This is a genomic window from Methanobrevibacter sp. (genome assembly GCF_045644645.1).
In the GTDB taxonomy this organism is placed as follows: domain Archaea; phylum Methanobacteriota; class Methanobacteria; order Methanobacteriales; family Methanobacteriaceae; genus Methanocatella.
The window spans coordinates 1-12,970 of the sequence record NZ_JAZRHE010000153.1 but is presented as its reverse complement, the minus strand read 5'-3'; the positions used below and the strand labels follow the sequence as shown (position 1 = coordinate 12,970).

Sequence of the window (12,970 nt, the reverse complement as noted above, 5' to 3'; positions counted from 1 at the left end):
TATAGTAAAATTGTAAAATAGTATTATATAGAAAATTATTTTAACAAATTTTCTGAAATGGTATTATATAGAAAACTTCGATGGAAAAGGTGAGGGCATGGTCAATAGAAAATTATATTTGGATAGGGTCTGCAATTTCATTGATAAGGATGTAATAAAGATAATAACCGGAATACGACGTTGCGGCAAGTCATATCTGTTCAAATTAATCATTCAGGAACTTAAGAAAAGAGGTGTTGATGAATCAGATATCTTATTGATTGATTTTGAATTGCCGGAATACAATTCCATAGAAACAAGGGAACAACTTGATGAAATCGTGTTAAAATTCCTGGAGGGTCATGAAAACAGAGTTTACCTGCTGTTTGATGAAATCCAAAATGTAAAAAAATGGGAAGTGAGCATCAACAGCTATTATAAATTGGGCAATGCTGACATTTACATTACGGGATCCAATTCAAAGCTGATGTCAAAGGAATTTTCAACATTGTTGACCGGAAGATTCGTGAATATTGAAATGTATCCGTTTTCATTCAATGAATTTCTGGATTATAAAAGGGAATTGGAACAGACTCCTTTCATATCAAATGAACTCAACAGTGATTTGGAAAACTATTTTGAAGAGTTTCGGCAATATGGCGGACTTCCCCTCACAATTTCTTCTGAAAGCGATAAGGAATTGGTATTGAATGGAATATATTCTTCGATAGTTCTGAATGATGTTGTGGAAAGATATGAAATTAGAAATATCGGCATCTTCAATAGGGTTGTGAGATACATAATAGAAAATGCCGGAAATCTGATTTCCGCAAATGCAGTATACACATATCTAAAGCATGAAAACCTAAGAATCACCAAACAGACAATCTATAATTATTTGGAATATCTGGAAAATGCATATATGATTTCCAAAGCCACACGAGAAGATTTGGCTAGTAAAAAGGAAATTGTAGGATCCGAGAAATATTACCTGATAGACACTGGCTTCTATAAGTCCCAGCTTGATGAAAAGCAACATAATATTGGCAATATTCTGGAAAATATCGTATTCCTGGAATTGAAAAGAAACGGGTATAAAATAACAATAGGCAATGTCAATGGATGTGAAGTGGATTTCGTATGCAAAAGGAATAATCAGAAAATCTACATTCAGGTGGCATATTTGATGGAAGATGATGAAACGGTTGAAAGGGAATTCCTGCCATTGTTAATGATCAGTGACAATTATCCGAAATATGTATTGTCAATGGACAGGATTCTGCAGCCTCAAAATGGAGTCAAACATATGAACATAATCGATTTCTTGAGAAATTTTAATCATGATGAGATATGATTGCAGTATATTCTGTCGTTAAATAAGTCCATGAATCATTCTTAAGGCATCCAATAGGCCGTGGCTGTATTCAATGCAGCCGAATGCAGTCCTCATATCCTCTTTTTCAAGATAATATTTGGAATCGTTCCAATAGTCAATGGCCCTGTCGTAAACTTCCTTTTCTTTTCCTTCAAAAGTGATGTCTGCTACCTGATTCAGGTTTCTCTCCAGTTTTGCAATGTCTTTTGCTATCTTTTCGGGACTTTCGAGTTCAGTCATTCAATTGCCTCCAAACATGTAATATTCTTTGACCAACGGTAAAGTAGGATAAGATTACCAAAATGTAAATTGTGTATGTAAAGTAGATGTCTCCCGCAAAGTATCCGATCAATGCCCCAACCATTAAAATTATCATGCGGACCGCCCTTTCGGCGATTCCAATGTTGCAGTCCACGCCTTGGGATTCCGCCCTTGCCCTTACATAGCTTACGCAGATTGCGGAATGTATTGCAAGAATACCAACGAACCAATCGCAGTATCCTCCAAAGACGATTCCAATGTAGATTATTGCATCGGCGAACCTGTCCATTGTGGAGTCTAGAAATGCACCGAATTTCGATGACCTGTTGTGATATCTTGCAACGGCACCGTCAACAACATCCAAAAATCCGGAAAACAGTATGGCTACTGTTCCAAGAATTAGCAAGTGATTTGCAAACCCGTATGCAGCAACAACTGCGACAAAAGGGGATATTATTGTAACGATATTCGGATTTATGTTCAGATTTCTGGCTATCGGATTCAGTATTCTTGTTAATAAGGGTCTTAGACTTTGAAGCATAATTTATATTAAATATTTCATCTAATATAATATTTATTAGGTAAGGGCAATGAAAATATTGAAAACAAGTGCTGATGTGTTGGATGAAAAAGTAATTGGCGAAGCTATTGACGTTTTGTCGAATGGCGGTGTTGTATTGTATCCTACCGATACCGTTTACGGCTTGGGAGCAAACATATTTGACACTTCAGCTGTAAGAAGGGTATTTGAAATAAAGCAAAGAAGCTTGTTAAAGCCGGTGTCGATACTTATCTCGGATATCGATGCCCTCGATTTGGTTGCAAGGGCATCTGTTGAACAAAAGAAAATCATGAACAATTACCTTCCCGGCCCTTACACTTTTATTTTAAGAAGAACTCCCATAGTTCCAAGGGTTGTCACTGGCGGTTCCGCTTATGTGGGTGTCAGAATTCCAAACAATGACATTTCACGCAGATTGGCCAGCTTATTCCCGATAACCACCACCAGCGCAAACATTTCGGACGATGAAGTCTTAGCCAATCCAAGGGATATTCTGGAGCAGCTTGGACGGGAAGTCGATTTGGTGATTGATGTGGGCGAATTAAAATCAAATCATGCATCGATGATTATAGACCTCTCCCAGGCAAATCCGAAAATAATCAGAAGATAAAAAAAGAAAAGAGAAAAGATCATTGACCTTTTCTGCGCATCACTACCGCAACCACTGCAGCGATTACAATAACAACTATCAATAGGAATATTGGGTTTCCAACGGTTCTCAATAATTTATTAGGAATGGTTGCATTTTGCGGGGTGTCATTCGTTTTGTTGATGACTTTGGTGTTGTTTTGATTAATGATGGTGGTATTCTTTTCATTAACGATAACCGTGTTTGTTTTATTCACGATTGTCTTGTTGGTTTCATTGACGATTGTGTCCTGTTTATTGTCGTCTGTTTTATTTTCTGTTTTTTCATCGTCTTGCTTATCATTTGTCTTGTTGTCAGTTGAATTGGTGGTGTTGCCGTTGTCGTCAGTGCCGTTATTGTCGTCAGTTGCATTATTGTTGGCTGTAGCTGCGAGCTTATCGTTATTTTGCACTTCCTTTAGGGACACCTTATAGGCCAGACAGTCTGATTTCTTGCCGTTCATATCTTTTAGAAGTTCAAACTCGAAAGTGCCTTCCACTGAATCCTCAAGTTCAACGGTGGCGTTATCCCCGATAGTATCCTGTGACTTTAAAACAGCGGTGATCACCTTGTCATTGCTGTTTTTGTAAGACCCGTCCGCAAAGCTCGCTATAATCTGTGCAAGGTTGTTTTCACACCCCTGTTTATAAGCTTCGATTATGGCCAATTTAACGTAATTCTGGATTTCGTCATTGCCGGTCTTTTGGCGGGCAAATCCGTCAGCTGTTGTTATCGGGTCTTTTGTTGAATCAAGACAAAATCCTGCAAATCCATCGCTGAATTCAATTCCCTTGTCCGTAATTGAAATCGGTTGGATATGGCCTGACATATCTGGACTTTCATTGCTTTTGGCAGTTTCATTTGTGATGTTTTCAGCTGAGGCAATGCCCAAACAGCCAACACAAAATAACAAAACAATCAATGTTGCAATTATTTTTTTATCCATATTAAAAACTCCTTAAGTTATTTGACTATATTTTTTTAATACTTATAAAGCTTTTGTTAAATTATATATTTTATAAAAATCAATATTGTATTATGAAAGTATTGGCTAATTTTGAGGATAATCATAAGATTCCATCATATTCCGCAATTGACTCAATATTGGGAGGGGGATTTGAAAAGGGCACAATCACCCAAATATTCGGGCCTCCCAGTTCAGGCAAAAGCAATATCACTTTGACTTTGGCCGTCAACGTGGCAAAAAACAATAGAAAAGTCATATATATTGATACCGAAGGCGGAATATCCATAGATAGGATTAAACAGATTTCCGGCAGTGATTTTCCAAAGGCAGCTAATAATATAATTGTTTTTGAGCCTACAACTTTTCTTGAGCAGAATGATAATTTAAGGTCGATTGATGTTTGGCTTAGAAAGAATCATGAGGATGTTGATTTGCTGGTACTGGACTCCGCCGTTGCATTGTACAGGGTCGATGATATGAAATCCGCCAAATTGAATAAGGAATTGGGCAAGCAAATGGGAATACTGTCCAAAATCGCCCGCACATATGACATTGCAATCGTGCTGACCAATCAGATCTACAATGCATTCGATGAGGAGGGCAACAATGATGTCCGGGCAGTGGGTGGAACTATTCTGCAGTACTGGAGCAAGGTAATACTCCAATTGGAACGTGGAGAAGAAGTCAATCAAAGGGTTGCCACCTTAATTCGCCACAGAAGCATTCCTGAAGGTAAAAAGGCCATTTTTTCCATTACCTCAAATGGGATTGTTTAGGTACTTTTATTAATAATTAAAAATATAATTTATTTTGGATTTGTTTTGAGTGATATTATGAGGGATAAGGATTTTGATATTAAAAACCCTAAAAAGAAGTTTCAAAAAACTGAAAGGGTGCCTCCTGAAGGTTATGAATGTGCAAATGACTTTTTTGAAGATATGTATATGGATGAGGACATGATTTGGATGGGCCAGAACACCAACCATCTGCATGATGATACAATAGCTGATGCCATGATTGACGCAATCCATATGAAGACATACTGCAAATATCCCGCCCCGGAAGGGTTCAGCGAACTCAAACAACTGATTTTGGATGATTTGGATTTCGAGGATTTGGAAGTCTTATTGACTTCTGGTGCAACAGAATCATTATATCTGGTTATGCAGGCTTTATTGGAACCGGAGGACAATGTGATATTGTCAGATCCAGGATACTTTATTATTGGGGACTTTGCAAACAGATTTGCAGGCGAAGTGAGATATGTCCCTATTTACTTTGAGGAAAATGACTATAAGCTGACTCCAAAGCTTCTGCGTGAAAACATGGATGAGAATACACGCATGGTTATTTTAATCGATCCTTTAAACCCGTTAGGTTCCTCGTACACTGAAGATGAATTAAAGGAATTTGCCGAAATTGCAAAAGAAAACGATTTATACCTGTTGCATGATGTCACTTACAAGGATTTTGCACGGGAGCATTTCCTGGTTGAAAACTATGCTCCGGGCCAAACACTGACAATCTACAGCTTTTCAAAAATATTTGGAATGGCCGGCTTGAGAATTGGAGGTGTCGTATCATCAAAACCGATTATAGACGCCATTAAAAATGCGGTGGTAAACGACCTGGGGGTTAACATCATCTCTCAATATGGGGCTATTGCAGGGCTTAAATCAAAACAGGTATGGTTTGAAGACATGAGGCAGACATGCTTTGAAAACCAAAGATTAATCAGTGAAATGATAGAGCCGATTGATGGGGTGTTCCTGCCGGTCTATCCGTCCGATGCCAATATGATGGTCATTGACTTGTCAGGCGCGGGCATCGACCCTAAGGTGATGTCCAATTATCTGATTGAAAGAAAGTTATTCACTAGGGAAGGGGAATATACTTCCGAGGACTTCGGAGACAGATACCTGCGTATAAGTTTCTCAATTCCGACAGAAGAAATCAAGGTATTCTGCGAAGAGTTTCCAAAAGCTGTCGAAGCCTTAAGAAAATGATTGGTGCTGATTTTGAGGGGTTCGGATGCCATAAACCTCTTTCAAATTTTTATAAGGCTGATAAACCTCAACATCAGAAATTTCAGTGAATCTATTTGCTGATTTCCTGTTTTTTGAATACGATTTTTCAGAACCATTATTTTGAATTCGTGGCTAATATGTAATTAAACATCTTAATATTATTTTATTTTAATTTTTAACCATCCACATTTATCATGTTTGCCAATGCCGACTTCTGCTAGAATGCTCATGTTTCCTGCAAACCCGAGGGTTGGCATGTCGTCTTGTTCATTCATTGTATCATGCCGTCAAATTTTATATTTGAACATATGTCCCATAAAAACATGTTTTTACCTTAAGTTGCATTCTTTTTTATGTGAAAATTAACTAATTTTAAGTAAAAATGGGAATGTTTTAATACTAAAGTATAAAATAATAATAGAAATATTATGATGGAGGTGAAAAAACATGTCTGAAATACCAAAGGCTCCTGTAAAAAGGATTATCCAAGATGCCGGCGCTGAAAGAGTAAGTGCTGATGCAGTGGATGCATTAGTCGAATGCTTGGAAGCTGAAGCTGAAGCAATCTCTGAAAGAGCAGTTACATATGCAAAATATGCAAAAAGAAAAACTGTGAAGGCGGACGATATCGCTTTAGCCATTGATAGTTCAAAAACTTCTGAATCTCCAGTTGAGAATAAACACAATCTTTTGGATGTAATCAAAGGGGTATTTGATGCTGCAGCAGAAGGAAAGGGCATTGAAGAAATCATTAAATCATTCAAGAAAATGGAAAAATGAGAATAAAAATCAATACAAATATAATATTGATTAAAATTTAAAGCCCTCCAGTTTTTGTTGTTTGCAGGTTTTCCTTGCAAATATTTTTATTTTTTTAAAATCAACTAGCTATTTTTTTTGAATTTTCTCCTTGGAGTTCATAGACCATAACCCATTCTTTTAGTATTCGATTTAAAAGATTCTTATTGCAACAGCATGATGAAACTGAATCGGCATTGCGTTTGAATTCATATTTCAGGCAACTGACTAACGGCATATATTTAATCAAAGAAGTGACATCACACTCATCCGTTATAAAAATTGCTGGGATTAGCAATATCTTCAATCATAAACTTTATCTATAATACTGCACTTAACTTAGAATAGGCACGTTACAGAAAATATTGCAAGCAAGAGTTCTTTCTTGCAGGGCATGTTGTTTTAAGCTGTCCGTTTTATAAACGAGGTTATGATGAGGTTAAAAAGATGAGTGAAAAAATAGCTTTGGTTTCATGCAGCGGATTAAGTCCGTTGGGTTTGGTCGTAAGGGCGGCAAGTGTTGAGCTTGCTTTGGAAAATGAGAATATTGTTGCGGCATGCATAACTGAATATTCGGCCCAGCCAAACAATTGTTCACCTATTTTGGATGATGCGAAAATAGTGTCAATAACCGGTTGCACCGATGACTGTGCTTCAGTGATATTGAATGAAAAGGATGTAAATCCTATTAAAAATATTGCTGCAGATGCTGTTGTCAAAGCATATGATTTAAATCCGCTGGATGCTGTTCGTTTGGATGAAGATGGTGAAAAATCAGTTCAGCTATTGAAAAGATATATCTTAAAAGAATTGGAGGATATTTAAAGATAATCGCATTATTTTTCTATAATTTCAATGTTCTCTAAAGATTCAATTTCATCAATTTCATTGTTCAAAAGGAGCAATATTATTTCCAACGCCTTTCTGATTCCATTTTCGGACCGTTGAAATAGGTTCTCACTATCCTTTTCGCATAAATCGGCATAAATGTCTGTTGTAGTTGTTATTTCATATTCATTTGAAATTATGCTTATTCCGCCACGGCCAACACCTGCTGTTGTTCCAACAGATATGTCGCAATTGCTTAAGTCTTTAACTGCTTGGGCCATGATTTTGCTTACGAGCTTATCCCCTTTTTCATCATAGACCTTAATGCCCTTAATTAGTTTATCCGGTTTTGGAGGGTTTTCAACATTCAGTATCTTCTCAACGGCTTCAAGGGTAGGGATGAATAGGCTGCAGGTTACGCTAAGCTCATCATAGTCAAAATCACCATATTCCTTAGGATTTTCAATGTATTCATTTCCAAAATTGCCCTCATAATTTTGGGCTAGTGCATGCAGTTCCCTTCCAATTTTTCCCTGAGTGAAGCATTCCGCTGTTGCTATTTTAATCATTTTCATCCCAATAATTTCAATGCATTAATTGTAATGATTTTTGCAACTTCATCTAATGTGTATGGAGTTACGGGCTCATTATCTCTGATTAGCTTATTTGTTGTTAAGACCAAATGGTTTTCGGTTATTCCTTCCCTTCTCAACTCTTCCACTGCAGGATTTTTGCTGTCATATTCCGAGATGTCCTTGATTTCAATATTTTCATTTCCAAAGCCGAATATCCCTGCCGTTCCGATTGTTTTGGCACCCCTTTTTTGGGCATGTTTAATTATTTTGGCAGCGGTAGGTATGGTATTTCCTCCAGCAATGACTATGATGACGACATCCCCTTCTATTAAATCTATATTCTTTTCTGAAATATATTCCGAATAGCTTAAAACATTTCTGAATTCTTCTTTATGGGTGCAGAGCTGTTTTAAAAAATCCGGCTTGCTTTGCCCTTCTTCAGCTCCAAGAAGTGTGAAGATAACATCCCCGCCATCTATCTTCTGGCCATCGAAGGCACCGATTGTTTTGGGTCCGCCTCTGTGAACTTGCATTAGGTTTATTCCAATTCTCAAACCTAATCTTCCACATCCGATCAGGTCAATTCTCCCATGAGGCACCTGTTTGTCTTCCATCTTTTTGATTTCGTCATTTGTCATTTTATCACTTCCATAGGGTTTTTATCAATAACTTCCACATCGATATCAAGCTCTTTTAAGATGTCTGCAAGGGCATATAATCCCGGAACTTCACTGTCGTGATGGGTGAGGTCAATCAATGTCATTCCTAATTTTTTGCCAAGAACTGCAGTTTCAAGAGTCAGGTCTCCAGAAATCAAAACATCCAAATTTCTGGTTTTTGCCAGGGTTACATAATCCGGATTTTTAAGGCCAAAACCGGATATGATTCCAACATCTTTCACTGACTTTTCATCGTTCAGGTTATTTACAACTCTAACATTCTTGAAATTCTTTAAGATGTTGTTCTTTAATTCAATAAAGCTTTGGTTTGCTTTGCATATTCTTCCAATTTTTGTATCGGAATCGAAATAGGCGATGACTTCTAAATTTAATGTATCTGCCAGTGCTTCGTTAGCTCCCCCATCCATTATGTCCCAATTCGAATGGATTGTATAGGTTGGCGTTTTCGGAGTAAATGAAGGGGGATGATGAGTTATTATTAATGTATTTTCACCCGCATCGTCTTCAGGCAGCAAATCCATGAAAATCTTGATTGATGTAATTCTTTGCGCTAAATCATAATCTTTTTTAAACCCGATTTCATCAGATTCCAAAGCCAATGATTTGGGAATTTCTTCATCTATAAATTCTATTATTTCGCCAAGCTTCATTTAAATCATTTCTGAAGTTATTTTGTTCAATTCTTCTTTTATAATGTCATCACAATCGAATGGATCTATTGTAGATACTTTCAGTGCATTCACATCAATTAGCCCGAGGAATTTGCCTATATCCTTTTCCTTAAATATGGCCTCTTCGAAAAATCCCATCTCGCAGGCGCCATAGAGGGTACCCTCCCTTTCGAGACATTTGTTCAGGACGGTTGTTAAAAGACCGATGGTCAGTGTCATTGTTCCGGAAGTTTTGGTGTTGATTCCTTTGGTTTTTATTATTGCTTTATTTGGAGACCTGACAGCCTTTAGCCTTTCGTCAATGTTGTTTTTCTCCTTTAAAGCTTCATCATTGTCTTCTGCAATAGGGTCTTCGATTATGAATGCATCGACATCAAATCTTGATGATTGCTCAACGTCAATGCCGCCAAAGCCGGTAGTGTCAATCACGACATCTCCAGAATAGATCAAATCAAGGTTTGAAGAGAAATCAACCCTGTTTTTCAGTTTTCCACCTACTTCAGAATATAACAGTTCTTCCAAATGCGGATAAATGTCAATCAGCAGAATATCTGTGTATCTTTCACTTAATCTCTTAACGATTCCCACGCCCGTAAAATAGGTTCCAATAACAACTATTCTGGTGTTAATGTCAAAATTCAAGCCTTCGATGTATTCGAAAACGGCTTCTGATTTTTTTGAAATGATTTCATTAAAGATGTCGATCAGCTTAGTTTTGGATTTAATTGTAAGCACTTCAGAGGTTATTCCAGTATCAATATCCATATTTTAACCTTCAATCTTTTTAAAACCAATTTTTTCAAGAGCTTCGCAGGCTTCCTCATAAACGGCTTTCTCTATTGTCTTTTTATGAATTATATGTGAGGGGGAAGTTCCTGCAGTTAATATTCTTCCCTTATTGTCGATGAAAATAAGCAATGAACCTGATCCTGGAATTCCTAAACGGCCTCTGGCTATTATTAGGTCGGCATCACTCTGATCAAGCGCCATATATGCCTTTGCAAGAGCGGGAATTCTACTTGTGTCTGCAGTATTGGTGTTGATTTGGAGTATTTTGGCTTCCGGCAAACCGTATTCTTTTAGCACTCCATTCAAGACTTCAACTTTGATTCCATTTTTATTTGGGATATATATTTTTTCAGCATTTCTGATATACTCCTGAAGTTCGGTTATTTCTTCAGAAGTATCTCCGAATCTGGTATTGTTTCTTGATTCTTCAAATGCATTTTTTATCATCTTTTCGAATGCCATGATATCATATCTTAAAAAGAGAGATTAAATAGTTTGAGGTATCAAATCCAACTTTTCAATAACATTGACAACCTTGGTATAATTGCCGTATTCGGGGGAACCTACTCCCTTGACTTCATGGGGGTAATTGTCAGCTATCACTGTCGCCAAATTATTTGCGCCGGCCTTGAGTGAGAATTCCACATTTTCAGGACCGACGGTTGGGGTTGGCATTGTAATGGTGATTTCAGGATACATTATTCTTGTGATTGCAACCATTTTCAACTGCTCTTTCAGTGGAAATGCAGGCCAATCCGCCATTGGTGTACCTTCATACGGGTTAAAACCCATTATTGGAATTTCTTCCAAGGTCTTAAAGTTAGACAGGTAACGCAAGTGTTTTATTCTATCCTCTTTGCTTTCGCCAAGTCCTAGAAGCAGTCCTGAAGATAACCCGACTCCGGCATCACTCACCCTTTTGCAGGTCAGTATTCTTTGGTCTAGTGAATCTCCGGGTTTCCTTTGATAGAACATGTCTTCGTTTATGGTTTCCAGATTGCAGCAAATTGTATCAGCACCTAAATCCGCCAAGTCCTGCACGGATTTTTCAGTCAGGTCTCCTCCGACATTAACAAGAATCTCTAAGTTTGAGTTTTCCTTTACAATTTTACAGGCGTTCACTGCCTGTTTGCCTTTGTAGCCATATCCTCCTGAACAGCTTACGCGTGGAATGTGTGCATCCTGAATGGATTTTACTGCAGTCAATATCTCATCATTGGATTTGTAAAATGCGTTATAGTATCCCTTTTCAGAGGTTTCTTCTGCAAATCCGCAATATTCGCATCTGGGTTGGATTTGGCATTTGTTTGTCAGGTGCACTGTGGATGTTAATTTAATCACTTTTGATTGATTGTCTCTTATGTCGCGGGCTATCTCGAACAACTTTTCCAAATCCTCATCGTTCTCGATATTCAACAATTCTAAAAATTCATCATCAGTTAATTCTTTTCCCTGTTTTGCTTTTTCTAAAATTCCATCAATCAAATTCAACACCAAACTTTAAATTTTATTTTTAAAAAAATTAACTTATTTTCTAATGACTATTCTTCACAGCGATTAAAAAATAAGTTAAAGAATTGTTGGTAAAACCAACAATCATAACTTATCGTGTTTATTTGTCTTTACCTAAGTAATCTAATACTGTAGGTACGATTTCTGCTAAGGAACCGAAGTTCATTGAGTCAGCAGTACCTAATAATGCAGCAGGGTTTAAAGCATCGTCCATTTTGTCGATACCTTCATCTTGCATTAATGCGGTTACATTGGTTAAAGCTTCGTTAGCCATCATTTGTGCAAATCCTGCAGGTGCACCTAAGATTTGGGTAACGGTGTCTCTGTAAGCTAAGATACCTGCGTAAGTGATTGCGGTTACTGCGGAACACATGTCACATACAGGACCAACCATGTTAGCTGGTAATGTGAAAGCGGATCCTCTTGCTTTTTGACCTAAGTCCATTAAGGTGTCGATGGAAGCTTGGTCTGCGAAACCTTCTGCAATGTAAACTTGTCCTTTCATTTCAGGTACAGCACCTGGGTGGTAGGAAGCTACGTTCACGTTTTTACCTAAATCTTCGAAGATTTTGTTTAATCCAGGAGTTGGGATGGTACATGCGTGGGTTACGATTGCACCGTCTTTAATGTCATCTGCGAAGTTTTTGATGATGTCAGGTTGCATACCTCCTTCCGGTAACCAGGTCATTACCCAGTCAGCGTCAGCAACTGCTTCAGAATCATCGGTAGTACATTTCATTCCTAAGTCTTCTGGGTGAGTAAAGTGAATTGCACCTTTAGATGGTTTTGGTACAGTTTCAGCTAATTCGTTAACTTTTGCTCTGATAGCAGGCATTACGTCTTCTGGGTTTCCTGCTTTGTGTGCTGCAATTACTTCAGCGTAATCGAAGTCATCTACTACAGTGAATTCTCCGTCAAATATTGGGTCGGATACAACTACTTCATCTACGCCAGCTAATTCTAATAATTCTGCACCCATTTCAATAGTGGAGTGGGTCATAGAAATGTTTTCTTTTCCAGTTGCTTCTGCAACTTCACATGCTCTTGCGAAGTTGGTAATTCCACTTGCAGCATGTGTTCTGTAACATCCTGCACCTAAAATTGCTACTTTCATTTTTTTGTCTCCTTTATTATCATGTTTTTCGAATCGTTCTTTTAATCTAGAAAGAACCATTTTTAGTCTCCTTAAAACACATGTATTTTTTTGAACTTTTTTTCAATAGAGAGCCTATTTAAAAAAGTTATACTACATGGCAAAGTATTAAAATTGCTGTAGTTTATTACATAATTATGGTAGTTTATGCCATGTAGTAATATT

16 protein-coding genes are annotated in these 12,970 nt (G+C 37.5%); 6 read left to right on the top strand and 10 right to left on the bottom strand.

The features are described from left to right. Positions 1-97 precede the first annotated feature (97 nt). On the top strand, positions 98-1,333 hold the full coding sequence (locus ACKI4K_RS09740) for an ATP-binding protein (protein ID WP_407424640.1): 1,236 nt from the start codon (positions 98-100) through the stop codon (positions 1,331-1,333). A gap of 18 nt (positions 1,334-1,351) precedes the next feature. Here the strand turns inward: ACKI4K_RS09740 and ACKI4K_RS09735 are convergent, their stop codons facing one another. Next, complete coding sequence (locus tag ACKI4K_RS09735) at positions 1,352-1,594, bottom strand: DUF357 domain-containing protein (protein ID WP_407424638.1); 243 nt, start codon at positions 1,592-1,594, stop codon at positions 1,352-1,354. After that, positions 1,587-2,156, bottom strand: coding sequence for an archaetidylinositol phosphate synthase (pgsA, locus tag ACKI4K_RS09730; RefSeq protein WP_407424636.1), 570 nt, complete (start codon positions 2,154-2,156; stop codon positions 1,587-1,589). The genes ACKI4K_RS09735 and pgsA overlap by 8 nt, the downstream gene beginning before the upstream one ends. A gap of 49 nt (positions 2,157-2,205) precedes the next feature. Between pgsA and ACKI4K_RS09725 the strand changes: the two genes are divergently transcribed. Beyond that, on the top strand, positions 2,206-2,787 hold the full coding sequence (locus ACKI4K_RS09725; protein WP_407424634.1) for an L-threonylcarbamoyladenylate synthase: 582 nt from the start codon (positions 2,206-2,208) through the stop codon (positions 2,785-2,787). Between the two features lie 19 nt (positions 2,788-2,806). Here the strand turns inward: ACKI4K_RS09725 and ACKI4K_RS09720 are convergent, their stop codons facing one another. Then, a complete protein-coding gene (locus tag ACKI4K_RS09720) occupies positions 2,807-3,751 on the bottom strand; it encodes a hypothetical protein (protein WP_407424632.1) in 945 nt (314 codons plus the stop codon). A gap of 92 nt (positions 3,752-3,843) precedes the next feature. Between ACKI4K_RS09720 and radB the strand changes: the two genes are divergently transcribed. The 4 genes from radB to ACKI4K_RS09700 all read left to right on the top strand — a co-directional run bounded on the left by radB (position 3,844) and on the right by ACKI4K_RS09700 (position 7,422). After that, the gene (gene radB / locus ACKI4K_RS09715) at positions 3,844-4,548 is read left to right on the top strand and encodes a DNA repair and recombination protein RadB (RefSeq protein WP_407424630.1); all 705 of its coding nucleotides are present in this window, start codon (positions 3,844-3,846) and stop codon (positions 4,546-4,548) included. Between the two features lie 57 nt (positions 4,549-4,605). Further along, positions 4,606-5,778, top strand: a complete 1,173-nt coding sequence (locus ACKI4K_RS09710; RefSeq protein WP_407424628.1) for a pyridoxal phosphate-dependent aminotransferase — start codon at positions 4,606-4,608, stop codon at positions 5,776-5,778. A 468-nt stretch (positions 5,779-6,246) separates the two neighbouring features. Further along, positions 6,247-6,579 (top strand): histone family protein, encoded by a 333-nt coding sequence (locus ACKI4K_RS09705; RefSeq protein WP_407424626.1) that lies wholly within the window; start codon positions 6,247-6,249, stop codon positions 6,577-6,579. A 465-nt stretch (positions 6,580-7,044) separates the two neighbouring features. Then, a complete protein-coding gene (locus ACKI4K_RS09700) occupies positions 7,045-7,422 on the top strand; it encodes a putative zinc-binding protein (protein ID WP_407424624.1) in 378 nt (125 codons plus the stop codon). An 11-nt stretch (positions 7,423-7,433) separates the two neighbouring features. Here ACKI4K_RS09700 and ACKI4K_RS09695 read toward each other — a convergent pair whose 3' ends face one another. The 7 genes from ACKI4K_RS09695 to hmd form a co-directional block, all read right to left on the bottom strand. Further along, complete coding sequence (locus ACKI4K_RS09695; protein WP_407424622.1) at positions 7,434-7,994, bottom strand: FeGP cofactor biosynthesis protein HcgF family protein; 561 nt, start codon at positions 7,992-7,994, stop codon at positions 7,434-7,436. 2 nt (positions 7,995-7,996) lie between these two features. Further along, complete coding sequence (locus tag ACKI4K_RS09690; RefSeq protein ID WP_407424620.1) at positions 7,997-8,638, bottom strand: hypothetical protein; 642 nt, start codon at positions 8,636-8,638, stop codon at positions 7,997-7,999. Then, positions 8,635-9,330 carry a Nif3-like dinuclear metal center hexameric protein gene (locus ACKI4K_RS09685; RefSeq protein WP_407424618.1) on the bottom strand — a complete coding sequence of 232 codons (696 nt, stop codon included), beginning with the start codon at positions 9,328-9,330 and terminating at the stop codon, positions 8,635-8,637. The genes ACKI4K_RS09690 and ACKI4K_RS09685 overlap by 4 nt, the downstream gene beginning before the upstream one ends. Continuing rightward, the gene (locus tag ACKI4K_RS09680; protein ID WP_407424616.1) at positions 9,331-10,116 is read right to left on the bottom strand and encodes an SAM-dependent methyltransferase HcgC family protein; all 786 of its coding nucleotides are present in this window, start codon (positions 10,114-10,116) and stop codon (positions 9,331-9,333) included. Positions 10,117-10,119: 3 nt separating this feature from the next. Next, on the bottom strand, positions 10,120-10,602 hold the full coding sequence (locus ACKI4K_RS09675) for a DUF3236 domain-containing protein (protein ID WP_407424614.1): 483 nt from the start codon (positions 10,600-10,602) through the stop codon (positions 10,120-10,122). A 24-nt stretch (positions 10,603-10,626) separates the two neighbouring features. Beyond that, a complete protein-coding gene (gene hmdB / locus ACKI4K_RS09670) occupies positions 10,627-11,625 on the bottom strand; it encodes a 5,10-methenyltetrahydromethanopterin hydrogenase cofactor biosynthesis protein HmdB (RefSeq protein WP_407424612.1) in 999 nt (332 codons plus the stop codon). Between the two features lie 127 nt (positions 11,626-11,752). Continuing rightward, positions 11,753-12,766 carry a 5,10-methenyltetrahydromethanopterin hydrogenase gene (hmd, locus tag ACKI4K_RS09665; RefSeq protein WP_407424642.1) on the bottom strand — a complete coding sequence of 338 codons (1,014 nt, stop codon included), beginning with the start codon at positions 12,764-12,766 and terminating at the stop codon, positions 11,753-11,755. Positions 12,767-12,970: the final 204 nt, after the last annotated feature.